This is a genomic window from Rhodococcus sp. NPDC056960 (assembly GCF_042674125.1).
In the GTDB taxonomy this organism is placed as follows: Bacteria; Actinomycetota; Actinomycetes; order Mycobacteriales; family Mycobacteriaceae; genus Rhodococcus_F.
In genome coordinates this window covers 1-23,199 of sequence record NZ_JBHURF010000053.1, presented here as the reverse complement: position 1 = coordinate 23,199, position 23,199 = coordinate 1, and the positions used below count along the sequence as shown (strand labels likewise).

The 23,199-nt window shown below is 65.0% G+C and carries 19 protein-coding genes and 5 pseudogenes; 10 read left to right on the top strand and 14 right to left on the bottom strand.

The window, feature by feature from the left end; genetic code table 11:
* Positions 1-357: 357 nt before the first annotated feature.
* The 4 genes from ACFTWF_RS43115 to ACFTWF_RS43100 all read right to left on the bottom strand — a co-directional run bounded on the left by ACFTWF_RS43115 (position 358) and on the right by ACFTWF_RS43100 (position 5,145).
* A complete protein-coding gene (locus ACFTWF_RS43115; protein WP_378467176.1) occupies positions 358-2,337 on the bottom strand; it encodes a DUF3732 domain-containing protein in 1,980 nt (659 codons plus the stop codon).
* Entirely contained in the window at positions 2,337-2,852 is a 516-nt protein-coding gene (locus tag ACFTWF_RS43110) for a three component ABC system middle component (protein ID WP_378467175.1), read from the bottom strand. Before ACFTWF_RS43110 ends, ACFTWF_RS43115 begins: the two co-directional genes overlap by 1 nt.
* On the bottom strand, positions 2,849-4,069 hold the full coding sequence (locus tag ACFTWF_RS43105) for an ABC-three component system protein (protein WP_378467174.1): 1,221 nt from the start codon (positions 4,067-4,069) through the stop codon (positions 2,849-2,851). Before ACFTWF_RS43105 ends, ACFTWF_RS43110 begins: the two co-directional genes overlap by 4 nt.
* A gap of 611 nt (positions 4,070-4,680) precedes the next feature.
* Positions 4,681-5,145 carry a helix-turn-helix domain-containing protein gene (locus ACFTWF_RS43100; protein ID WP_378467173.1) on the bottom strand — a complete coding sequence of 155 codons (465 nt, stop codon included), beginning with the start codon at positions 5,143-5,145 and terminating at the stop codon, positions 4,681-4,683.
* A gap of 321 nt (positions 5,146-5,466) precedes the next feature.
* On the opposite strand from ACFTWF_RS43100, the gene ACFTWF_RS43095 reads away from it, so the two are divergent.
* From ACFTWF_RS43095 to ACFTWF_RS43085, 3 genes and pseudogenes are all read left to right on the top strand, one after another.
* Entirely contained in the window at positions 5,467-5,796 is a 330-nt protein-coding gene (locus ACFTWF_RS43095; RefSeq protein ID WP_378467172.1) for a hypothetical protein, read from the top strand.
* On the top strand, positions 5,793-6,008 hold the full coding sequence (locus ACFTWF_RS43090; RefSeq protein WP_378467171.1) for a hypothetical protein: 216 nt from the start codon (positions 5,793-5,795) through the stop codon (positions 6,006-6,008). The genes ACFTWF_RS43095 and ACFTWF_RS43090 overlap by 4 nt, the downstream gene beginning before the upstream one ends.
* 887 nt (positions 6,009-6,895) lie before the next feature.
* Positions 6,896-8,798: pseudogene (locus ACFTWF_RS43085) on the top strand (RNB domain-containing ribonuclease).
* Positions 8,799-8,864: 66 nt separating this feature from the next.
* Here the strand turns inward: ACFTWF_RS43085 and ACFTWF_RS43080 are convergent.
* Entirely contained in the window at positions 8,865-9,014 is a 150-nt protein-coding gene (locus tag ACFTWF_RS43080) for a hypothetical protein (protein ID WP_378467170.1), read from the bottom strand.
* A gap of 303 nt (positions 9,015-9,317) precedes the next feature.
* Between ACFTWF_RS43080 and ACFTWF_RS43075 the strand changes: the two genes are divergently transcribed.
* Positions 9,318-9,578 (top strand): hypothetical protein, encoded by a 261-nt coding sequence (locus ACFTWF_RS43075; protein ID WP_378467169.1) that lies wholly within the window; start codon positions 9,318-9,320, stop codon positions 9,576-9,578.
* A gap of 392 nt (positions 9,579-9,970) precedes the next feature.
* Here the strand turns inward: ACFTWF_RS43075 and ACFTWF_RS43070 are convergent, their stop codons facing one another.
* From ACFTWF_RS43070 to ACFTWF_RS43050, 5 genes and pseudogenes are all read right to left on the bottom strand, one after another.
* Positions 9,971-10,231: a hypothetical protein gene (locus ACFTWF_RS43070; RefSeq protein WP_378467168.1), complete on the bottom strand. Its 261-nt coding sequence runs from the start codon at positions 10,229-10,231 to the stop codon at positions 9,971-9,973.
* A gap of 385 nt (positions 10,232-10,616) precedes the next feature.
* Positions 10,617-10,811, bottom strand: a complete 195-nt coding sequence (locus tag ACFTWF_RS43065) for a YegP family protein (protein ID WP_378467167.1) — start codon at positions 10,809-10,811, stop codon at positions 10,617-10,619.
* Between the two features lie 200 nt (positions 10,812-11,011).
* A complete protein-coding gene (locus tag ACFTWF_RS43060; protein ID WP_378467166.1) occupies positions 11,012-11,500 on the bottom strand; it encodes a hypothetical protein in 489 nt (162 codons plus the stop codon).
* 291 nt (positions 11,501-11,791) lie between these two features.
* Positions 11,792-12,439, bottom strand: coding sequence for a GAF and ANTAR domain-containing protein (locus ACFTWF_RS43055; protein WP_378467182.1), 648 nt, complete (start codon positions 12,437-12,439; stop codon positions 11,792-11,794).
* A 280-nt stretch (positions 12,440-12,719) separates the two neighbouring features.
* Positions 12,720-13,321: pseudogene (locus ACFTWF_RS43050) on the bottom strand (ANTAR domain-containing protein); the annotation flags it as partial.
* Between the two features lie 121 nt (positions 13,322-13,442).
* Between ACFTWF_RS43050 and ACFTWF_RS43045 the strand changes: the two are divergent.
* The 3 genes from ACFTWF_RS43045 to ACFTWF_RS43035 all read left to right on the top strand — a co-directional run bounded on the left by ACFTWF_RS43045 (position 13,443) and on the right by ACFTWF_RS43035 (position 16,239).
* Positions 13,443-13,877, top strand: coding sequence for a hypothetical protein (locus ACFTWF_RS43045; RefSeq protein WP_378467165.1), 435 nt, complete (start codon positions 13,443-13,445; stop codon positions 13,875-13,877).
* Positions 13,878-14,347: 470 nt separating this feature from the next.
* Entirely contained in the window at positions 14,348-15,541 is a 1,194-nt protein-coding gene (locus ACFTWF_RS43040; protein WP_378467164.1) for an IS110 family transposase, read from the top strand.
* A 275-nt stretch (positions 15,542-15,816) separates the two neighbouring features.
* On the top strand, positions 15,817-16,239 hold the full coding sequence (locus tag ACFTWF_RS43035; RefSeq protein WP_378467163.1) for a hypothetical protein: 423 nt from the start codon (positions 15,817-15,819) through the stop codon (positions 16,237-16,239).
* 126 nt (positions 16,240-16,365) lie between these two features.
* Here ACFTWF_RS43035 and ACFTWF_RS43030 read toward each other — a convergent pair.
* The 3 genes and pseudogenes from ACFTWF_RS43030 to ACFTWF_RS43020 form a co-directional block, all read right to left on the bottom strand.
* Positions 16,366-17,164: pseudogene (locus ACFTWF_RS43030) on the bottom strand (hypothetical protein).
* A gap of 473 nt (positions 17,165-17,637) precedes the next feature.
* The gene (locus tag ACFTWF_RS43025; protein WP_378467162.1) at positions 17,638-17,985 is read right to left on the bottom strand and encodes a hypothetical protein; all 348 of its coding nucleotides are present in this window, start codon (positions 17,983-17,985) and stop codon (positions 17,638-17,640) included.
* A 266-nt stretch (positions 17,986-18,251) separates the two neighbouring features.
* Positions 18,252-18,575: a hypothetical protein gene (locus tag ACFTWF_RS43020; RefSeq protein WP_378467161.1), complete on the bottom strand. Its 324-nt coding sequence runs from the start codon at positions 18,573-18,575 to the stop codon at positions 18,252-18,254.
* A 951-nt stretch (positions 18,576-19,526) separates the two neighbouring features.
* Here ACFTWF_RS43020 and ACFTWF_RS43015 point away from each other — a divergent pair.
* Positions 19,527-20,351 carry a LuxR C-terminal-related transcriptional regulator gene (locus tag ACFTWF_RS43015; protein WP_378467160.1) on the top strand — a complete coding sequence of 275 codons (825 nt, stop codon included), beginning with the start codon at positions 19,527-19,529 and terminating at the stop codon, positions 20,349-20,351.
* Positions 20,352-20,590: 239 nt separating this feature from the next.
* A pseudogene (locus tag ACFTWF_RS43010) lies at positions 20,591-21,016 on the top strand (acetyl-coenzyme A synthetase N-terminal domain-containing protein); the annotation flags it as partial.
* A 62-nt stretch (positions 21,017-21,078) separates the two neighbouring features.
* Here the strand turns inward: ACFTWF_RS43010 and ACFTWF_RS43005 are convergent.
* Complete coding sequence (locus ACFTWF_RS43005) at positions 21,079-22,725, bottom strand: FAD-dependent oxidoreductase (RefSeq protein WP_378467159.1); 1,647 nt, start codon at positions 22,723-22,725, stop codon at positions 21,079-21,081.
* A 165-nt stretch (positions 22,726-22,890) separates the two neighbouring features.
* Here ACFTWF_RS43005 and ACFTWF_RS43000 point away from each other — a divergent pair.
* Positions 22,891-23,098: pseudogene (locus tag ACFTWF_RS43000) on the top strand (IS3 family transposase); the annotation flags it as partial.
* Positions 23,099-23,199 lie beyond the last annotated feature (101 nt).

The window sequence follows — 23,199 nt, the reverse complement described above, 5'->3', positions numbered from 1 at the left end:
GACACCTCGAGCACACCCGCCGCGGGGCGTTGGCGGAGCGCGGTAGTGCTGGCGTCCGTGGTGCTGACGACCTGCTGGGTAGTACAAGGGCGTGAATGAACCGGCGGACGCCGGGCCAGGCCAGGCCAGGCCAGGGAGGCTCCCTGGCCGGTATGCAGTTCGGGACGCCTTCCACTACCTGGGCGATCAGTGCGTCGACCTTTCCAGCCGACCCCCACCCTCGGCAGGTCACCGATCCTCGCCGAACACCGCATTTAGCTTAGAAAGGCGAAGGTCGACTCTGTCATTTGCCTGAAGCAAAGCGCGCTCAGACTCGTTGACACGCATCGCCTCAACACCACAAGGAGCGGTCGCGCTTTACGACTCGATTGCTCCGTCATCCGGTTCGTCGCCGCCAAACTCTTCGACCCACGATCGTGGTATTAGGGCGCTCTCCCCTCGCCATCGTTCGACTACCGCATCCTGAAACCAGTCGTCTTCGAACTCTGCGTGGTCGAGGACAATCACTTGAAGTGCTCCAGCCTGGCTGGCTACAACATCCGCTAACAACTTGAACAGGCTTAAAGCGCGTGCGCGGTCGCCGCTTTCAAGATCCTCCACCTCGCCGACTTGACGCGGATCCTCGGGGAAGAACACTTGCGTTGGCTGGTCGAACACAATGAAGGCTGGGACCGGCCTGTGATGCTCGATGAAGAACTCCTGCAGTGCAAGGTAGGCGCACAGATGATAGCCAACCCAGTTCATCCCGCTTCCGATTTCCAACTCATCCATATAAGCGGGTCCCGAGGGCTCAACAACGACGATCGTGAGACGGCCTTGATCGATCCTTACCCCCGAGGACGCATGTTCTAGACCTATCTGCGCCGCTAACTCCCCCATCCTTCTAGAGACGACTCGGAGAAGTGAGTCTGTCCGCGACCGCACGGCTTCGCCGTCGATCTCGTCGGCCAGAGCGTCGGCCTCACGCCGCATGATTTCGCTGGTTCTGCGCAGATCGTCTAGGTCATCACCGTCGCCTGACCCGGCGTGTTCAAGGAACTGCGCGATGCGGCCAGCCACGAAGCTCCGCATCTCGATCTCGCGAGACCTTCGTTCTTCAAGCCTCTGCAGTTCCGCTAGATCGTCGATGGCACGGACCGTGGCCCGATAATCCGCGCGCTTCTCCTCCAAAGCCGCCGCGAGCTCTTCGCGCTTGCCTCCCACCCGGGGAGCTTCCCTACCGACATAGCGTAGGCGGGTGTCGATGTCCCCAAGCGCTTCCTGAACATCGTCGAGAATGCTGGTGTCCTCGGGATTTAGGGTTTGCGAACATACGGGACACTGCGGTGCTTCTGAATGTGGGTCGGGCAGTAGGTGCAATGAGGAGAGCCGAGACCTCTGATGCTCCAATTCAACGGCGTAGGAGTCACGCACAGCGGCGTACTCTTCAAGCCGCCGAAGGTGCTGTTCCTGTTGCGCAATCTCGTCCCGCAACAGACTGGCTTCCTCCAACAATCGTTCATACTCGCTTGAATCAGTTGGTGGATCGACGGACTCCCATCTCGCGTCCAGCACAGCGGACAGCGCCGCGGTCGCGTCGTCAACGGTCGTCGGTGTTGGACCATCCGCGACCATCCCGTAGATGCTCGCCTGTCTGATCAACGCTTGCATGTTCGCCAGCCCCGCCTCGCGGATCATTTCCGACTGGGCGAGTCTCTGCTGTGCGATCTTCAACTGCCGACGCAACCGGCGCAGGTCGTCGCGAGCTTTCAGCTCCTCTGGCCCCTGAGCTCCGAGAAAGTACGGCAACGTGTCTTTGATCGTTTGCTTTTGAAAATCACGGTTCTGTCGATGAAACAGAATATCCGGGTTGGCGATCTCGCCTTGACCCTGGAAGCAGTAATACAACGAATGGACAAAGGTCGCTGCCAGAGCGCGGCGAGTTTGGCCCTCATCGGGAAAATTCGCGTTGTCTTCGATTCCCAGCAGATTGCCAAGATACGCCCGGACTCCGTCGCTCGTTGTATTAACGGACAACTCACGATGCTCTGGGTTACTGGTCGGATTTACGAGCAGCATAGCTCGATTGGTAGTAGTGCCCGCCGGTGGAGCCGGACGAGCGATAAAAAATCGCGTTTCACCTATATGCGCGGACAACCCGAACCAGGAAACCGACTTCCGAATGATCCCGGTGGGACTATGCGGGGATCCCGAACCGAGCAGAAATCGGATAATCGGGATCAAATTCGACTTGCCTTTGAGTGATGCCCCAGTAATAATGTTGAGACTTCCAGATTGAAAATCAATCTGACGCCTATCGCCGTTCTTACTGTATAAAAAAATGGAATCGATTTGCATTATGGTCTCACTCCCCATACCGCCAGAGTAGTTGAATAATCATTTTGCTGAGCAAACCACTTTCCCAAGAACTCCGCCGCCTTGAGGCAATCCTCGACGTCCTCGGTGAATGCCGTCTTCTTTGTCTTTCTTTTAATGCTTCCGTGCCCCACAGTCGCCGCACCAAGCGATACGAGCGCACCTGTACGAAGCCCAAGTTCCAACCCGCGACTGACGTTTTCCCTTAGCGCTACTGCATTCGAGGGAATATAAACCAAGCTGTCCGGATGGCTGTGGATCCACTCCAACATCGACGCCTTTTTCGTGCGCGGGAGACTCGCACGCGTTGGACTGTGCAGCACTACCGGAATGATCAGAAATGAAAGGATCACATGCATTCCATCGTGACGCTCATGACCCCATGACCTCACTGCTCGGTGGAGAAGAACAGCTATAAACGCGGGATTGAATAGTGACCGTTCTTCCATCGGTACACGAGAAGCCGGCACCTCGCCCACAGCGGTACTGAATGTCATGCGGCGCCACCTTCTCGAACCGACGGAGCATCTAAGACCCCGCGGAGCCTTGCGACATAGTCAGGGTGCCAACCAATCTCTAGCCGGTCCGCCATGATGTGCAACGATCCGTTGGCAATAAAGCGCTCCGACACATGCGTCCTGATTGCAGGAAGCGAACTTTTGTCGAGCTCATCAAAATTCTTTCGAGATGCTTTGCACACAGCACTCTCGTCACATTGATCTTCATCCTCGCCGGAAAGTGGAAGAAAGTATCTCATCCATTCACCCTTGAGGATGTTCTCATATCGTTCCAACTCTCCAACGGAAAGAAGAGAAAACCGTTGCCAGTAAGAGCGCTGTTGATATGCGCGGTTATGCTCCAGTATGCAGTGTTCTATACGTCTGCTGTGCACTGCAATCAACCTCAACTGCTGCACGAAAACTGCATCCTCTAAATCCAAGGATAGCTCCGTCGAACTCGACTCTCTGTGATCAAAAATTGGTAGATCATCCGAGCGCAGCCTGTCCTGGATTGCAAATATTCTATCCATTACTTCCCGGACTGGAATCGGATCATAGTTGCCACGCCAGAAATCCATAAGGTGTTGCCGAACTCGATCGTGCCACCATCCCCGTAGCCACTCTGTCACTGCCTGGTGATGTTGCGGGCGGCACGCAATCGCGAGACCACGGTGTATCTTGGCATCGATCTGATCGGCCCCAGGAGCACCAACGATCAAGGCTACCTGACTGAGAAATTCGATCCGCCGAGAAGGTGCCATTTCCATGAAGGATTTCGAGTACTTCTTGATGTCCGTTGATTTAGACTTCTCCACGGCAGAAAAGAGGAGGTCCGAAGCCTTGACTGGGTCCCCCGAACCAAGGGTCAACTTCTCCACACCAGAGCCCTCAGAAACTCCCCCGTTCGTGACCAGAAACATCGAAACGGTCGAGTCCGGAGACGCGTCGATCCACAAGGAGATCGTCTTCCAGAACTCCACATCAAGATCCGAAATCTTCTTCGAAGGATCGACAGTATGCTTTGACTGAAACCACCTATCACCCTTTATCGTGGAATCAGCGTGTACCGCAAAATCGTCCAGCAATTCGATGCTGATAGAGGTGTCCTGATGAGCATCTCGAACGAGTTCGACCGCCGCAGCCAACGCGTATTCGACCTGGGCGAGGTATCCCAGCGCAGTGCCTGCAGCAGAGGACGTTGACGGTTTTCCCATGGCGAAACCATAACGGTAACCAACCGCGAGGTCTGCGCCTTGGTGCGAAATCCCATCAGTCGACCGCCGAACTCATAGGTCGGTGCCGCCACCTGCACTTTCGGCGCCCATTCATATTCATTACCACCGGGAATGTCTATATCCAGTAGATACAGTCAAACGACTGACACCGATCTTGAGGATGCCGTGGTATTTGCCATCGGGTCGCGAGATGGATGGTGCAGCAGGTGATTGCAGAGCCACCCAGCTCCGACGACTATCCCGGCCACCAGAGGGTCCCCTCGATCAGCATGTTCCTGCCCCGCTGGGGCACGGGCGGCGGATCTGATCGATCAGGGCGGTGGAGTCGGCGTGAACGCTTCCAGCTCCCGCAGCGCCAGCGTGGCCCCGTCCTCCAGTTCCGTGCCGAGCAGGTCGCTGCAGTCCCCGTCGCGAAGTGCCTGTTCGATCAGGAAGTCTTTAACGTATCGGCGTCGAGGCTACGGTACCCATCCAAGTCGGGGATGTGCTCGCGACGCGAGGGTGCCCTTTCCTGTGCCTGGCGCACCGGCGCTGAGGATAGCCGAGCTAGTGCTGGGCGGCGACGGTGCCGCGCAGCGGATCCGGGGAGTTCACGCAGACCTGGCCGCCTGCTCAAGGGCGCCGCGGTTGCGGTCCATCAGCTGGCCGATCTCGTCGTCGGTGAGCAGGCCGCGGTAGTAGGCGCGTTCGATCTCGTCCCAGCTGCCGGCTTCGTACGCATCCGCCGAGGTACCACCGCTGACGGGGACCTGTCCGAAGGTGAAGTTCCAGTGAAGCAGCACCTGCATCATCTCGTCGCCGGTGATCTGGCCGGCAGTGCGGCGGTCGATGACCTCGGTCGGTGTCTCATCGAGCAGGGCCGGGTTGTCCAGCACGGTGCGCAGCATGCGGTGAATCGTCGGTTGGGAGATTCCGATGTGCTCATGGATGACGCGTTGGGTGATGTTGGCGGCGTTCGCCTCGGCCACGGCGCGCAGGACGTCCAGGTCGGCGACCCGGCGACGGGCGGCCGCAGCGTCGAGGGCGGCAACGGCCTTACGGTCGATGATGTCCACCGAAGCACCTCCCAAATTATTCATAATGAATCATTGCACTTCAGGGTACCTGCATCCGGCCGACACCGTCCACCGCGGCCCGGATCCACACACGAACCGGGAGGCCCTCGCAGGTCATCGTGACCACGGGGCGGCGGTGTTCCCGACGCTCAAATCCGCCAGGAGGCGTGTGCGACCGCTCACTTATCCCACGAAACTGTTAGCACTCTCACATCGAGAGTGCTAACTTTGTCGTAGTCGATAACCACGCACAACCACGAGAGTCGCTCGCACCGAGGTGCACTCGCTGATTCGTCACCCACACCCCTCGTAAGGAGGATCATGACCGCCCCTGCCGCTCCGTGCGAACCACCGACGACCAGCGACGGGCGGGCCTCCGCCGAGACACCCCGGCACTCGAGGCGCCGTGGGTCGCGGCTGCCCACAGTGTCGATCGTGCTGGGGACGTTGTCGATTCCGTCGTTCTGGATATTCGGGCTCGGATTCGCGCTCGGCCTGTGCGCCGTGGTGTGCGGTGCCGTCGCCACCACGCGGACCGCCGTCGCCGACGACGAAGCAGCCTCACTGCGGGCGTTGCTGGGCATCGTCGCCGGAGTCGCCGGAATCATGGTGTCGGCGATCGCGCTCTTCCCCATACTCGAGTACCTGTGACAGGGGCACCCACCTCCGATACCGGCTGCGACGGCGGCACACCGGATGACCCGGCGCTGCTCGAGGGACGGGAAGCGGGCATTGCCGTACCCCTCGGCCTCGCACTGCTGACCATCCTGGTGTTCGCAGCAGTCCTCGGCTCTTCACCGCTTGCCCTATTGATGCTCGTCGCGGTCGCCGGCATCGCCGCCCTGACCGCCGCCGCCCTCTGACAGCCTCCACCCGACCACACCCCACCCGAACCTGTTGAAGGCAACGCCAGTCCGGCCACCCGCGCCGACATGCTCGCCGCCCACCTCGAAAACCCGCTCGTACTCCGGGGGCGCCGTACACCATCCACCCTCGCGGCAATTCAAGACCCGGCCCCCGCGGTGACCAAAAATAGTGCGATGGTGTGGATCACACTCCCTGGACTTCGATGCCGCCGCTCACGAGAATCACAATGCGCCGCTCGTCATCACGTGCAGGTTGTCCGTGTAGCGCCCCTGCCAGCTGATCTTCATCGTTGGCGGGGGCTGCGCTTGGCTTCGCCACAACACCTCTCGCACACACCCCGGCCCGGACCGCTTCCCCGCGGCGTCACCGCCGTCACTGTTCCCGGTACAGCGCGAGGCCATGTCGCCCCGTCGAGTCCTGCTCATATCATGCGGCTGGACCTGCCATGCGCCGGCACAGCACAACGCCCGCGGCGGATCCGAACCCTCGCCACGGTCATCACCGACCGCCTACCGCAGACGGTGAGACGAGCGCGGGTCGAGGGCGAGTGAGATGCAGTCGTGAACCGGTGCGACCTTACGCCGGCGCACATCAAAAGCGCCCCGGCATCCGGGGGGTGGATGCCGGGGCACCAGGGGGATGTTCCGAGAACACAGTTTGGGGGGATGCACTCAGAACGACCCCGAGTCTAACCAGCGTCACCGACACCCCATCTCGGGGCCACGCATCGCACGGGTGAACTGCCGCCACGCAGCCTTCACCCCCGCAACAGCACAGCGCCCGCCCGGACCAGGGGCACCGCCGCCGATCGCGCGCCGCCGCCACGACCTGCCCGGGCGGGCCTATCGTCGGGTTCAGTGGAACACAAAGGGGGAATACGTCCATGACATCGGCAACAACCCGCACCACGTCCACCCTGCTGATGATCGATGCCGGCACCGCCCGCGACCGCGACGACGCCTTCACCATCACACCACTGCCCCATGGTTCGGGGTGGGCGGTCGAGGTCCACATCGCCGCCGTCGCCGACCCCGTCACCGCCGGATCGGTCGCCGACGAACAAGCCTTCCTCCGCGCCTCAACCCGCTACCTCCCGAACCGCACCATCCCCATGCTCGGAGAATCCGCCGAACAGGCCGCCACCCTCACCACCGACAACCCCCGCACCACCCTCCCCCCGCACCACCCTCCGGATCACCGGCACCATCACCCCCGACGGCCACCTCACCGACGTGGTTGTCGGTCGCGGACACATACCCGCCGGCCGATGCGCACCCGTCGACCACGCCCAGGTCCCCGCCATCCTCACCAACCCCGACCACCCCCTACACCCGCAGCTGGTGGCCGCGGACGCCGCCACCCAAGCACTGCTGGCCGCCCGCCGCGGCGGCGGCGCCCTCGCCTTCTACGACCTCACCCGCGGCTGGGCCACCACCGAGGACGGCGCCATCATCGCCATCCCGGACACCCTGCGCACGGTCGCGTACGTCATCGTGCAAGAGGTGATGATCGCCACCAACGAAGCCGTCGCCCTCTGGTGCATCGAGCGCGGGGTGCCGATCCTCTTCCGCAACCACCGCCCCAACCCCGTCGCCGGCACCACTACCGAACTGATGGCCGAGATCGCCGCCGCCTCAGGGGACCCGGACCTGTTCGCGAAACTCCGCGGACGCCTGCTCTCCACCCTGCGCGCCGCCATGTACAACCCGACCGTCCACGGGCATCATGGCCTCCGGCTCAGTGCCTACACCCACATCACCTCCCCGCTGCGGCGGGTCGCGGACCTGATCAACCAGCGGATCGTGTTCGCGCACCTCGACGGATCCCCCGCCCCCTACACCGGTGATCAGCTCACCGCCCTCGGTGACGACCTCAACCGCCGCACCCGGCAAGCCCGGGAAGCGAAGAAGAACCGCTTCAAGCACGCCGATCAGCGCTCCGTCGCGGAGCAGGCCGCGCGGGACCTAACCGGACTCGACGCCCGAACCTTCCACAAGGTCCTCAAAGCCGCCGCCGACCAACCCCTTCCCGACGAGATCCGCGACGAGGTTCTTCGCCGTGTCGAAGCGGACATCCTGACCGTCGCCGACGTCGCCCTCGTCATCGACGCCGCCGACCCGTCCTGGCTGCCGGTGAGGCTCCAGATCGTCGACACCGTGGCCGCCGCGCACCCGGAAATGGCACCGAGCGTGCTCTCCATCTGGCGGCAAACCCACCCCGACCACCCCGAACCGGTTATCGACACCCGCAGCCACGGCGCCGACCACGACCGCACCTTCGCCGCCCGCGCCGCCTTCCGCGGCACCGCTGGCCCCTGGACGTATGCGCCGGCGAAGAAATCGGCCGAACAGAGTGCGCTCTGGGCCCAGCTGCGCGCGCACCTCACCGGCACCGATCATCCTGCGGCCGAACCACACTGGCCGCTGCCCTCGCCCGCCCCGCAACCCGCTGACCAACCCGAACCACTGTCCCCGGTCACCGCCCGAGACAGAGCCAGCGTCACCGCGACGGGACTTATCCCACTGGTCACCCTCGCGGGCCTGACCGACACCAAGAAGCGCAAAGCGCTCTCCAACCCGGTCGCCTGGCTGACCAGCCTCGCCCACAACGAACAACTCCCACAACCGCACTGGGACTACCACACCGACGGACCCGCCCACGCACCCCGCTTCACCGCCACCGCCCACCTCGCCGGCCGAACCACCACCGCCACCGCCGGGACCAAGACCGCCGCCAAAACCGCCGCCGCAGCCGCCCTGGTCGACACACTCCTCACCGAGAACTGACCGACCCCGCCGACCACCCCCGCGGAGTTCCATACGGGCGGAGCCCTACCGGCACTCTTCCGGTGGTCAGTCGGAACCGTTCAGCTCGTCGAGGACCCGGTCCACCGCGGTGGTCGGGATGCGGAAATCGGGGCCCTCCGAAGCCCGGAGACGGGCGCGTAACCCTGCGAGCATGGTCAGGTCATCCTCGAGGTCGGCTGCGGTGCGATCGCTCACGGCTTCCATCCTTCCCCGAGCAGGCCGGTGCGCGCCACGAGATGCAACGGGAGGGGCGTGTCCGGAACCGCGGACAGGACGGAGGAATCCTGTGTTGACCTGCGGTGACGGCATGTCCCCCGGGCCAGGGTTCCGCACCACAGCCCCCCATCGGCTCCACCACGGATTCCGACGCACAATCGAAAGGAAGGGAGACGCGAAAACCTTCAGGGGGCACCCATGCGACCGGACCACTCGGCACCAGCACCGACACCCGCACCGATCCGGTGGTGGCGACTGCGACCCTGGAACCGGAACCACCTGATGCGCCGCACCGACCGCTACGAAGCCCTCCTGGTCCTCGCCGCCGCAATCGTGGTGCTGCTGCTCATCCCGGCCGCCGCCGCGGTCGGCACCGCCACCCACACCCGACTCGAACACCAAACCCAGACGCTGCGCGCGAGCGTGCAGCAGGTACCGGCCGTGCTCCTCGAAGACACCCACCCCACACCCGACACCAGCGCAGGCGCACTCCGCGCCCACACAGGACACCGCCCGAGCCCGGTGGTCGACACCCCACGGTGAGCGCACCGAGATCGTGCCCACCGACACCCCCGCGAAAGCCGGGCAGACGATCACCCTCAGCATCGGCGCCGACGGCAACCCCACCGGTCCCCCTCCCCAGCAACGGGGAGAACACGATCGTCGCCTCGGCCGCCTCCATCGGCATCTGGGCCCTCACCGCCGGCACCGTCCTGCTCCCCACCGCCCTCGTCCGCACACTGATCCACCGAAACCGTTTGCGGCACTGGGCACACGACTGGAGACAACTCGATACCCCACCGCGATAACGCGCGGCACCGATGGTCACGGATTCCTAATGCTGTGGCAGCGGAGTGCGGACTTCCCCGGTACCCGCGCCCGTCGTCATCGCGTCAGAGCGCGAGCACCGAGCGCAGTACCGCTCGAACGCCGACTCAGTTCTGCTCTGCTGGGGCGGGTTCGATGTCGTCATCGTCGGCGAACACCAACCGGTCGTCGTCGGCCGCGACCGCCCACCGCCGCACCGGAGCCCACTCATGACCGCCGGCATCCGCTTCCGCGGCGTAATCGTCGACCACCACACCGAACACCCAGTCCGCGTCGCCGCCGCCTGTGGCTGCCCCGGTCCGGACCCGCACCCGATCCCCCGGCACGATCCCGTCGTGACCCTCCCTCGGTGTGTCGGGCATGGGCATGATTGTCGCATCCCAACCCGGGACAGGGCAGCAAGCACCGCACCGGTCCCGGAATACGACACCACGCGGACATGACTTGAGAGCCGTAGAAAACGCAACCACCACCATCGACGCTCCACACCCGGCGGGGAACTCGCTGAGCGAAAACGCTGGATCGGTCGGCCGCCTCGTTCACCCAGGCGAGGTCACCCATTCTCTACCGTTTCCGAATTATGGGGACCACATTCCACGGGCCAAGCCCGTGGCCTGCGGCGCGAGCTGACCAACCCACCGAAGTCCCCACCCGATCAGCAGCCGGAACCGTCCCTTTCCGGCCGTCCGCTCCACCTCGACGCCGACGGCGTGAGGCCCGGCACACCGCCCACTGCCCGCGAGGTCACGGCACTTATCCGCAGGTGGTGGCCAGGTCAGGTCCTCGGTCAGGGGTTGCCGCATTGGCTGTGATGGACGCGATCCCGTTCTGCGCCGCCGCCTTCGAGGTGTAACCCGGACTGGCCGCGACGGTCTCACCGTGTGCGGCTTTCAGGTGGAACCGGACCTGGCCGGCGGTGTCCGTGAACAACTCGAACTTCGCGGTCATCGCCCCTCCCCGGACTGAATGTGGTGGCGGTCATGGACACCACTCACCGTCAGCCGGTCGGGCAGTCGTCGGCGAGGAAGAACACACGACCGACTGCGGTGCGGCCGGCGGCATCCCCCGGGCACCGTCGGCCACGTTGGTACCGAGTCGGAGAGCCGCACCGGAATCGACGTGGTGCACGATGCGCTTGCCAGCCACCGTCAAAAGTCGATGCCGTGGCAATCGAACCATCGCGAGGGAGTGAACCACGGGGTGTCGAGGTGGTGTTCCTGCTCGACCGCCGACACGATCGCCGACGCATCGGCGCCGCGGTACTGCCGGTACAACTGGATACTGATGCCCGCCCGGGCCTTGACGGCGTCGAACAGCAGTCCGTGCCCGAACACCACCGTCTCCTCGCGGCGCACCATGATCCGGTTGCCGTGCTCGGCCTCGCCCCCATCGGCGACGTCCAGGCACACCACCATCCGCGGATCGGTGGACAACACCACCAGAAACAGATCCCGGTCCTGATAGTCACTCGCTCCGTGCCACGGCCGTCGGCCCCCGCGATCGCCGTCGGCAAGCCATTGCAACGCCGTACGCCAGGGCCGGCCCTCCACGATGTGCAGGCACCGGCCCTCGGCCAACTCCGGAATCGGCGCGCCTGTCCACCGGTTCGCCGGCCACTGCTCCGGTGTCGGGGACATGGATGTGATGCTGCCATCGGAGACCGAACGCCACCGCAGAATCGGCCACCTCGCCGCCACGACCCCACACCACCGACCCCCTTGAGCCCCACTCCGATCCCCGGCCGTCTTCGTACCCGACTGGCTCGCCGGGCACTGTGCGCTGATGCCCGTCGTCGCCGGCGTTGTGCGGACCGTTCCTGTTCCTCCCCCAGCGACCGCCGGACGCGGTGGGGTGGAGGCAAAGAATGACCGACCGTAGTCGTCTCCCGCTCGGCGTCGGCCGCTCTCACTGATCCGTGGTGGGGCCGGTCAGTCCTCGAGCCGGTGCTCGACGAGGGTGAGAGCGACCTCGTACAGGGGTGCGTTGGTGTGCTGGGACTGCTGGGTGAGGATGGCGAAGGCCTGCTCGGCGTCGATCGCATACTTGTTCATCAGCATGCCCTTGGCCTGACCGATGAGATCGCGGGAGGCCAGAGCGTTGCGGAACTGTTCCTCGCGTTGGGAGGCGATCCGTGCGATCGCGGCGTGCGTGGCCAGGGTGGCGCCGATGCTGATCGAGGTGTGGTCGAAGGTGTCCGGGTGGCGCGAGTGCAGGTTCAACGCACCCAGGGTGTCTTCGGTGGTGTAGAGCTGGAACGCGAGCATCGACCGGGCCCCGAGCCGGGCGGCTTCCGGCGCGAACCTCGGCCACCGCCGCTCGGTGGCCATGTCCCTGACGAGGACGGTTTCGTGTTCCCAGATCGCCTGCACACAGGGGCCGTCCCGCAACCGGTGTTGCAGGTCGTCGATCTTCTTCGGCAGTTCCGATGTCGCCGCCCGGGACTGGAAGGATCTGCCGCGCACAATCAGGGTGATGCCGGCGTCCTCGGTGCCGGGGACCACGTCCTGCGCGGCCTTGGTGATCACGTCCAGGGTGCCCTGGATGCTGGCGTGCTCGGCCCGCAGGTCCCGGGCGATCTGCCGAGTTCGGCCCGCAGCCGGCGCTCGAACCCGGTGGCGCGTGCGGTCGGGTCCTGATCGGAGTCCATACCCCCATCGTGGCACCCGCCGATGCCCTCGACACTCGATCGGTCGTACGCGGATCACTCCGCACACCGGGATGCCCCGGTCCTGTACGTGGGCCCTGTGTGGGATCCCCCGGAGAAGGTGAGAGGGGTCCCCACGAATGTTCTGTTACCGGTAGCCGAGGCGATCGAGGTTCCGGACGATCAGTGCCGCAGCGTACGAAACCGCCCCCTTACCCGTGAGTGTGATGCGCGGTGAGCAGCACATGGTCGAACCGCGCCCGCACCTGCGCGGGCAGCAACGTGGTGGTGGTGGCGACGGCGGCGACCAGGCGTTCGGCGACGGTGCGGAGTTTGGTGTTGGTCTGCTGCGAGTGCCAGGTGAGGACGTCGAAGGCACGGTCGGCGCCGATGCCGTAGGCGACCATCAGCATGCCCTTGGCCTGCTCGATCACCGCCCGGGACTTCTCGAGTTCGGCCACCACCTCGTCCACCGACTCCTGCACGTCCTGCTCGACGGACTCGGCGTGAGTCGAGGTAGAACCCGGACGTGCCGATCACCTGACCGTGCTCGCCCAGCATCCGATCGCCGACCACGATGAGGTGACGGACCCGACCACCGGTGTCGAGGATCCGAGGTGTGCCGCCGAACAGCTCACCGTGACCGGTGGTGCGTTCGAGGAGAGCGGTGACCGCGACCGTGTCGCCCGGGTGTTTATGGGAGAGCAGCAGTTCGGTGGTCGAGGTGACCTCCGGGGATGTAGCCGTGCATGGCGGCGACGGTGGCGGACCATTCCCAGCGGTGCCCGTCGAGGAAGAACCGGAAGCTACCACCCGGTGCGGCGCACCGGTCGCGGCGACCGCGCCGAGTTCACTCATTGCGATACCCTTTCCGGCCCAGCGCATCTGAGCCATCGACGTCAGGGCTGCCGCGCGGGCTCGGCGGACACCGAAAAGTGTGCCACACCCGACCCGAGCGGCCTCGACGCTGCCCGAACGACCCCGGTTCGGTCGCCGCGGTGCGGTACGGTAAGGCACTCTGGCGCGAGGATTTCGATGCCAGCCGTCCGATCGGTCCCGCCGCGGTACCGGAGTGTGTGGTCGCCGACCGGGACGGTACCGCTGCGCAGGGAAAGCCGGTCACCGGGCCGCGGGCGGTGGGGGTGGTGCAGACGGAGAAAGCGCCGGTGATCTTGGCCTGGGAGGCCGCGGAGGTCAATCTCAGGACCTGGTACGGATCGCGATCGAGTCTCATCGTCGCGGTCCTCGTCAGGCTCCGAGGGGCACCGGTCCCGGGGGCGGCCGACCTCGAATGCCAACAGCTGCCATCGTCAATGGCGGTGCGCCCGAACACCATCAGCCTCAGCGCTGGTGTGGTGGCGCCGGTCTGAATTCCTCGACGGGTCGGCGACCCCGGACGACCCCGGGATCGGTGCCGTCTACCGGGTTCGCCGCGCCGGCTGCGCAGCGTGGACAGGTGACGGAGGCGGCGGGCGAACCCCGGACTTCCTGGTTGTGGTGCACTCACCCCCTTTTTCGTGTTCGGTTCCGGTCTCATTCCTCGAGTGCGGTTCCTCACCCGCGGGTGGTCGAGCGCCGACCCCGGCGCCCAGCGGGCTTACACCCGTTACGTTATTTACGGTCCTTCACAGAAGGGCTACGGTCGCCAGACCCGGTATGACTCCTTGCCCCTGTCTCTCGCATGATCCGGGGGGTGGTGTCGCCGGGTGTGGTGGCGTCGACGGACCGCTGATAGGGACACGGCCAACCGAAGTTTTGGGTAGGTCTCTTTGTAACGTGGGTGCCGGGCGTCGATGCCGGATCGGCGACCGGCCCGACCGAGACACAAGGGACGACCTGAATGGACTCGAACTATGCGGTGTATTGCGGCATCGACGTCGGCAAAGGTGAGCACCACGCCGTCGGACTGACCGCCGCCGGAAAGAAGATCTACGACAAGGCGTTGCCCAACGACGAAGCGAAGCTGCGGACGGTCTTCGACCGCCTGGCCACCCACGGATCGGTGCTGGTCGTCGTCGACCAACCCAACACGATCGGCGCCTTGCCGGTCACCGTGGCCCGTGCCTGCGGCCACGACGTCGGCTACCTGCCCGGACTGGCGATGCGCCGCATCGCCGACCTGTACCCCGGGCAGGCGAAAACCGATGCCCGAGACGCGTTCATCATTGCCGATGCCGCCCGCACCATGCCGCACTCCCTGCGCCGCGTCGATACCGGCGACGAGGCCCTCGCCGAGCTCGAGGTCCTCGTCGGGTTCGACGACGACCTGGCCGGTGAGGCCACCCGGGTCAGCAACCGGATCCGCGGCCTGCTTACCTCCATCCACCCCGCGCTCGAGCGGGTCCTCGGGCCCCGCATCGCCCATCCGGCGGTGCTCGAGGTCCTTTCCCGCTGCGGTGGACCGGCCGGAATCCGCAAGGCGGGCAAGCGCAAACTCACCGCGATCGTGGTCAAGCACGCGCCCCGCATGGGTACCCGGCTCGTCGGTGAGATCCTCACCGCCCTCGACGAGCAGACCGTAGTCGTGCCCGGCACTCAGGCCGCCGAGACCATCCTCCCCAAACTCGCCGACACCCTGAAAGGGACTCTCCAGCAACGGAAATCGGTTGCCGAGGACGTGGAGAGGGCCCTCGATGACCACCCTCTTTCCCGGGTCCTGACCTCGATGCCTGGCATCGGTTTCAGGACTGGAGCCCGGATCCTGATCGAGGTCGGTGACGGCTCCGCCTTCCCCTCCGCCGCCCACCTGGCGGCCTACGCCGACATCGCACCGGTCACCCGCAGATCGGGCTCATCGATCCGTGGTGAGCACCCCGCCCGCTCCGGCAACAAAAAGCTCAAACGAGCGCTGTTCCTGTCCGCGTTCTCCGCCCTCCACGACCCGACCAGTCGCGCCTACTACGACAAAAAGCGTGCCGAGAAGAAGAAGCACAACGCGGCCCTGATCTGCCTCGCCCGACGCCGCTGCGACGTCCTCTACGCCATGCTGAAGAACAAGGAACTCTACCGGGCCCCACTCCCCTCAGCGGCTTGACGAAGACCATAGGGACACCCCCCACCCCGCCGCACACCACCCCGGCACCCCGGCCCCCACCGCACACCCGGCCGGGGCCGAACAGGACACCGCCCGGAACCGGGCCGCAGGACCTCCACCGCCGCCGCAGCCCGGAAAGACCCGCCGCCCCACCTCCCGAGAACGCCGCCCCTGAAGCAGCCCAGCCGCCACCCAGGGGTACTTTTCCGCCCCCGTGCGGGTCATCGATCACCCCCTCCGGGGTGTTATCGAACGCCCGCTGCCGGCGAAAACTGGTGCTCGCCCCACCACCGAACCCGAACCCGAACTTCAGGAGCCACGACATCCCCTCGATCACCGCACGCACCGCAGCCGCAGCAGCCGACGGCGTCACCCTCGGCTTCGGCGGGGTGCTGGCCCAGAGTGCCACCGCCGCAGCAGCACCCACCGACACCGCCGCCCCGCAGGCCCCGTACACCGTCCAGGTCCGCGACCGCATCGGATGCGCCAACGCGTGGCCCATGGTCGCCTGCGATGCCCCCGACGAGGACGTCCCCGAACAGGTCGAACTGTACGAGCCGGGCACCACACTCACCCAGCAGGGAGGCGTCGACCTCTTCGGATCCTCCAGCGCCCCGTACCACCCCGCGAACTACCCCCTCGAACCCGACGACGGCGTGATCTCCCATTCCCTCGACCCCGACATGCCCTGGATGTGACACCGGCTCCGGCTCCGAGTCGCCTCACCACCGGAGCCCACCGGTGACGCGACGCCTGAGAATCTTGCGCCGGTACCTCAACCCCGGTCGTCACCGCCCATAACGAAGCAACCGGGGTCAACGTCCTCACCGACCGCCGCTCCGGTCCCGGGGCTTCTTCTCGGCGACCGCAGTCGCCGGATGCACGGCGATCAGACCGAGGCCCTGGCGTCTCTTGCACAGCCGCGCCAGTTCGCGATACGCGGCCTCACCGAGCAACGCGGTCAGCTCCGCCGCATACGACTGCCACACCGCCTCGGCGCCGACGTGCGCGTCCGGCGAGCCGGAGCAGTACCAGTCCAGGTCCGCGCCGCCCTCACCCCAGCCGCGGCGGTCGTACTCGGTGATCGTCGTCCTCAGGATCTGCTCACCGTCGGCGCTCCACCCACTCCTGCGTGCGCCGGATCGGCAGCTGCCAGCACACGTCGGGCTTGACCTCGAGCGGCTCGATGCCACGCCGCAGGGCCATCGCATGCAGCGCGCACCCGATGCCACCCTCGAAGCCGGGACGGTTCAGGAAGATACACGCCCCCCGGTAGCGGCGGGTCCGCAGCGCCGGCTCACCCTCGAGTTCGTCCTCCTCGATGTACCCCCTTTTCCCGAGACCCTGCTTCATGAACTGCCAGTCCTCGGCCCTGAGCAGCTGCACCGACTCGTGCACCCTCTTCACATCCTCCTCGTCGGTGAAGAAGGCGCCGTGCGAGCAGCAGCCGTCGTCGGGTCGGCCCGCGATGATGCCCTGGCAGGCCGGAGTGCCGAACACACAGGTCCAATGCGACAGCAGCCACGTCATATCCGCCGCGATGAGATGCTCGGCGTCATCCGGGTCGACGAACTCCACCCACTCCCGAGCGAAGTCGAGCCCAACCTCGGGGCTCGGCGTCATCTTGTGCGCATCCCCCGCACCACCTGCTGTCACAAATCCTCACGGTAGCCGCCCCACATCACAGACAATCACTAATCGGGTCCCCACCCGGGCACAATTGGTACCCGACCCCGAACTCGCCGATACGCTGGCGACAGCACCGCTGCGATCCGCTGACGATCAATCCCAGTCCCGGTGCCCCACATCGGAAGCGACGTCGAGCGGCACAGCCCAGGGCCCCATGATCGGTGATCGCTTTGCCGCTGCCTCGCGCGCACTCGATCCGGCGGCCCGACCCCACCCACGGTCCGCTCGGGGCGGCGATGAACGCGGTCGGGCGGACGGGTCTCGAACCCGCGACCAACCGATGATCAGTCCACGGCTCCAAACCCGACTGAGCTGCTGCCCCAGCACCGCACTCCCCCACCCGTCGTCGGGCATGGTGATCCTGCCGGCCGCCCCGCCGGGCTGCCCCCGGCCCACGCCGGGACGTCTCATGCGCGGCCGACGAGCTGCCGCACGCCCCCGTCCTCATCGACCGCAAACAGTGCCATCCCCAACAGATCTAGAACCCGCTGCGGTGCCCGCACCGCAGCCTCCACCGAACGCGGCTCGTCACGAACGACCAACGCGAACGACACCGACTGATCCGCCTCGCTCGGCATCCGCCTCACCAACTGCCCTATAGCGGAATCGACATCCAACCCCGGCGCGGTCGTCGCACCCTCGACCTCGACGTAGAGCAGGTGCCCGTCCCTCTCGGCAACGATGTCGACGACATCCACCTCGGTACGGACCGTCCATCCCCGAGACGACAACCACCCCGCGAAGTCCCGGGCCACGCGAGCCTCATCACCCCTCATACCGGACACGGTCACCCTCTCATCCCGGACACGGCAAACCTGAAACGCCAGTTCCGACCAACACCACAACGCAACGCCAGGTATGGCTGTGCCACGACTCCGGCACCCGGCAGACCATGCCACGAGCCCGACGCAGCGTCTTCAGACCTCATCCGCTCATTCATGTAATCGACTGACTGCTAAAGACATTCGTGTGAACGATGTTCGACGCCGCCAGAACCGGCCACCAAGGCGACTGCCGCCGATCACTCTCCCCGATGCCGACCCGATGTCCCCCCGGCCGAACCCGAGTCCAAGTTTGAGTTCGGGTCCGGGGCGGAGCGGGGAAAGCCGGGATCAATGGTCAGGTCCTCGGTGTCGGCGAACACCAGTCGCCCGTCATCGAGTGCGACCGCCCACCGATGCACCGGCGCCCACTCGTGCCCACCACCGCCCGGGTCGGTCACCGCCGCATAATCCTTCACGACCGCACCGGTGAGATCGGCCCCGGCGCTCCTGCGGACCAGCACCCGGACACCGACAGTCAACACCGGACCATCGACCGGCCGGTTGCCGCTGTTTCGGGCCATGCTGATGCACCTCTTCGCTCGGAGGACTCCCGAGATCGAGCATAAGCACCGACCCGCCCGGTACGCGACCCGACCTGCACGAACACCATCCGCGCACGGACTGGTGCCGAAGCAGTCGGCCGTCATGTACCCGGCGACACCTCCGCGAGAGCCGTGCAGTACCGCACGGAACCCGCATCGACTCCGCTCAGGTGGGGTGGGTTCGACGTCACCCTCGTCGGCGACGATCACACGCCCGGATCCATCAACAGTAGTGCGACTAACGCGACCGGCTCTCCGCCTGAGCGTCAGAGAAGGCTCGCTCGATCTCGGGCCGCAATCCGGCCACGGGATGACACTGCGAGGCCCTCCCCGATCGCCCACTCACGAATCTCCCGTCCTCTTCCGTGCTCACCGCCGCCCTCGTCACTGGGCAATCCCGGACCGAGGGAGTCGAGTTCGTCGGCCACGTGGACAGTCGCATTGCTCGACAACGCAGCTCTATCTGGCGATCGGCCGCGCCGTACCGCGACCGGGATCCCGATGGGATGCCTCGGTGCCTGCTGGACCGGGTCCTGCCGGAGACGTTGACACCGTGGCGGTCGCCACCTTCGACCCGTGACCGGGCAAGGTGGTGATCGACATGGCGGAGGCGGTCACGCTCGGCGGTGATTGCGCCGGCAGTATTCATAGTTACGGCCGACAGGTCGGGCCTGGCCTGCACTCGCTCGGCACAAGAGGCTAGCGACGATGCCGTTCGGTGACCGAGGACTACCGTTCGAGGCCGGCGTCCTTCGGCACCGCCCCACGAGCGAATAGCCTCGAACAGAGGGTCGATAACGTGGACAGAAGAACATGCGGGCCTTCGTTGCAATGTGTCGGCATTGCGCCCGAATGGAGTGAATGCGACTGGTGGATATCCTCGACTCCCCTGAAACTCCTGGTGGTTGCTGGATTCACTATTCTGCTGACATGACCGGCAAGTCCGACGTCCCCACTGAGAGTACGAGCGTGCTCGACGCCATGGACGCACTCCGAACTCGGTCAGGCATGGAAATGGTGTTCGTCGCGAACGTCCTTCCCTCGTGTGACGCGGTGCAGGTCACCTCGACCCACGGAGCCCGTACCGGCACGATGGCAAACCTGATCGTCCGCCGCGGAGCTGGCCTCGGCGGCAAGGCACTGCTGTTGAACCGTCCCGTCGCGGTGTCGAGCTACAAGACAGCAGGCGGCATCACCCACGATTACGACGCACAAGTCTTGGGCGAGGACCTCGAGACCCTGGCGGCGATTCCTCCCGTCCTGTCCGGCTCGCCCGACGTCCTGATCTACCTGGGCAATCGCCGCTGGATCGGCGAACGGTGGTACGAGAATCTCCGCCCCTGGGTGCAGCAACTCGTGCACGCAGTGTCCGCCCTGGACCGCCCAGCAGGTTTGCCCACCGCGTCGGAGTCCGCTCTCAGCGACAGCGAGATCGCCGTCCTCGTCCGCGAGCTCGACGACATAGCTGCCGCGATGGACAGCGAAGCCCTGCGCACACGGCTGGAACGGGTCCGCGCACGTCTAAGCGGCGCACGAGCCACGCGCGTCCCGGAGAACCTCCCGAACCTCACCCGACGTGAGGTCGATATGCTGCGCGAAGCCGCGCGCGGGCTGACCAATCGTGCTGTCGGAGCGAACCTGGGCCTCGTCGAGAACTCGGTCAAGACGTACCTGAGGACGGCGATGCGTAAGTTGAACGTCACCAACCGGGTCCAGGCGATCACTGCGGCACGAACACTCGGTCTGATCGACTGATCGGCGCGGCGGGATATACACGAAAGTAGATGCCCCATTGTCGGACGCGTCTCACCGTGAACTAATGCAACAAAACTCGACAGGGTGCGAAACATGGTGATCAGCAAAGCTGTTCACGTGCCGTGAGGCTGAGATCGCGGTTCCTGTTCCTCGACGCACCCGCACGACATGTCCGCGATGACGCCCGGTGCACTCACGGAACCATGATGGTCACCGTTGGCGTCCGTGCATGTCTCTAGATTCGGCAGAAAGGCCAATCAGTGCAGACCAGCGACGTCATCGCCGCCTTCCCCCCGAGCCAGAAGTTCACCGCCACGGCGAACGCCGGCCCCGAACTCCAGGCTGCCGCCGACGAAGACCGCCTCGCGTTCTGGGCGAAGCAGGCCGAGCGCCTGCACTGGCACGCCCCCTTCTCCGAGGTACTCGACTGGTCCGACGCCCCCGTGGCGAAATGGTTCGTCGGCGGCGAACTCAACGTCGCCTACAACTGCGTCGACCGCCACGTCCTCGCCGGCAACGGCGACCGCGTCGCCATCCACTTCGAGGGCGAACCGGGCGACACCCGCGACCTGACCTACAACGACCTGCTCACCGAAGTCAGCAAGGCCGCCAACACCTTCACCGACCTCGGACTCGTCGCCGGCGACCGCGTCGCGATCTACATCTAGATCCAGGCTAAATCAGGCTCGAGTCTTCGCAGCCGAACGAGAGTCGCGTCTACGGGCGATCAACGGCCTGTCGCTGCGTGCCTACCCGCCAGGTGACCGAACGTCAAAGCTGGGCCTAGCGTGGCGCCACCCCCGGGGTAGGACATCCCCATCACAGACGAGGCAGCGTTGCCCGCGGCGTAGAGGCCACGCACCGGTTCCTTGTTCCGAAGGACTCGCCCGTGTTGGTCAGTACGCGGGCCGCCTCGCGTGCCAAAGGCGCCGATCTCGATCTCGACAGCACGAAACGGCGGAGTGTCGATTGGCGCCAAGTTCGCCGATGCTCCGGGTGCTGACGGATCACCATTCGCGCGTTCGAATGCGGATTCACCGCGTCCGAAGTCCTCATCGCACGCTGCTGCGGCGAAGGCATTGAAGCGAGCGATCGTCGCAGCCAAGGCCAGCGGATCCACGCCGATGCGACGGCCCAGGTCCTCGATGGTAGGTGCAACAACCATCCAATCCGGGTCCTCGTCTCCAGGCATGCATTCCGCTATCGGACCACGATCGCGAAACGCCTGGTCGAAGATAAGGAAGGCCGGGAGGTTGGGATAGGTCAGGGACGCCGGGTCGATATTGTGAAATGCGCCGACGATAGAGTTGTAGTTGGTTGCCTCGTTGCAGAACCTCTTGCCCGCGCGGTTCACAAGGATCGAACCCGGACGACTGCGTTCGGCGATCACCGTGGCAGACCGCGGAAATACACCGTCGCCGTGCCGGACGTGGCCTGGTCGCTTGATCATCGGCGTCCAAGACGCCTCTTGCATGGTTCCCAAATCTGCTCGAACCTGCTGCGCAAGGATGAGACCGTCACCCTCGTTCTCCAGTACTGCGACCGAGTTGTTCAACGGCCCCCGCAGGTAGGCGCGGACAAGGTCTGAATTCCAGTCGAAGCCACCACACGCGATGATCACACCGCGCCGTGCACCAACCTCAAAGGCGCCATCGGGACCAATGGCCTGGACGCCCACTACAGCGTCACCGTTCATGAGTAGTCCCGTAACTCGGGTGGACACTACCGGTTCCACCCCACGCTCCAGGGCGGCACCAAGCAGCGCTCCAACGAGCGCCTGGCCCCAGGCTCGCATGTCCTTGCCCTCGCGTCGGGCGATCTCATCGGCAGTCGGCGCACTCCTAGCCCCGAACGCCCCCTCGGCCGGATTGATCCGCATTCGTTCCGCCTGCTTGGGGGAGAGAATGACGCGTTCTGCCCAATCTCCGAGCTTGCCGAACTCGTAATTCTCTTGAACCAGGGACCGTCCGCCCCCCTCCAGGGCGCCAGGATTGTCTGAGTGGTAGTCCGGATAGGAAGTGACAGTCCAGCGCAGGTCGGAGTTGTTCTCCAGCCAGCTAGCCACCTCAGGCGCCGAGTCCACATAGACGGGGATCAGTGCGGGGTCTTCGAGCCCCCGAGCAAGCGATTCCATGTACTCGATTGCCAGTTCGCGAGAGTCGGCTATTCCCGCTGCAGCCGCCGCCTGATTATTCGGCACCCATACCATGCCCGCAGAAAGGGCAGTAGTGCCCCCGACGAGTTGTCCCTTCTCCAGGAACACGACATCGGCACCATAGGCCCTGGCCGCCAGGGTGGCGGAAAGGCCGGCAGCACCGCTGCCGATGACGACAACGTCGGTGTCGATCTTGGTTTTATCGCGGAGGGAGGTCATCAACATGCTCCTATCAGAGCCAAGCGACTCACAGGGGATTAGGTCAATGTGACTTGCACAGAGGGTCAGCGTCGCACAGGACGCATCGCTGTGGACGGTCCACTTAACTAACAATGCTGCATTAGTATTGTCACGAGCTGAGGCGAAGTCAATGCCTCGAAGAGGGACAGCAGCTTGGCCGAAAGTTTCTTCGCTGCACTGAAGAACGAATGCGTGTACTGCACCGTATACGCCACCAAAACGCCAGCGCGACAAGACATGGTTCGATACGTCGAAGGCTTCCACAACCCTCGACGGCGGCATTCAGCCCTCGACTATCGGGCCCCCGAACGACGTCCACTACAGTAACCCGCAGCACGTCAACGCGGCCTGAATTTAACCTCAATCCGTGGATCGGTGATCTCGGTGATCTGCTGACCGGGTTGTCAGCTCATCCACGTTCGGTGTTCCTGGGTCGGGGCCGTGTGGCCGGGG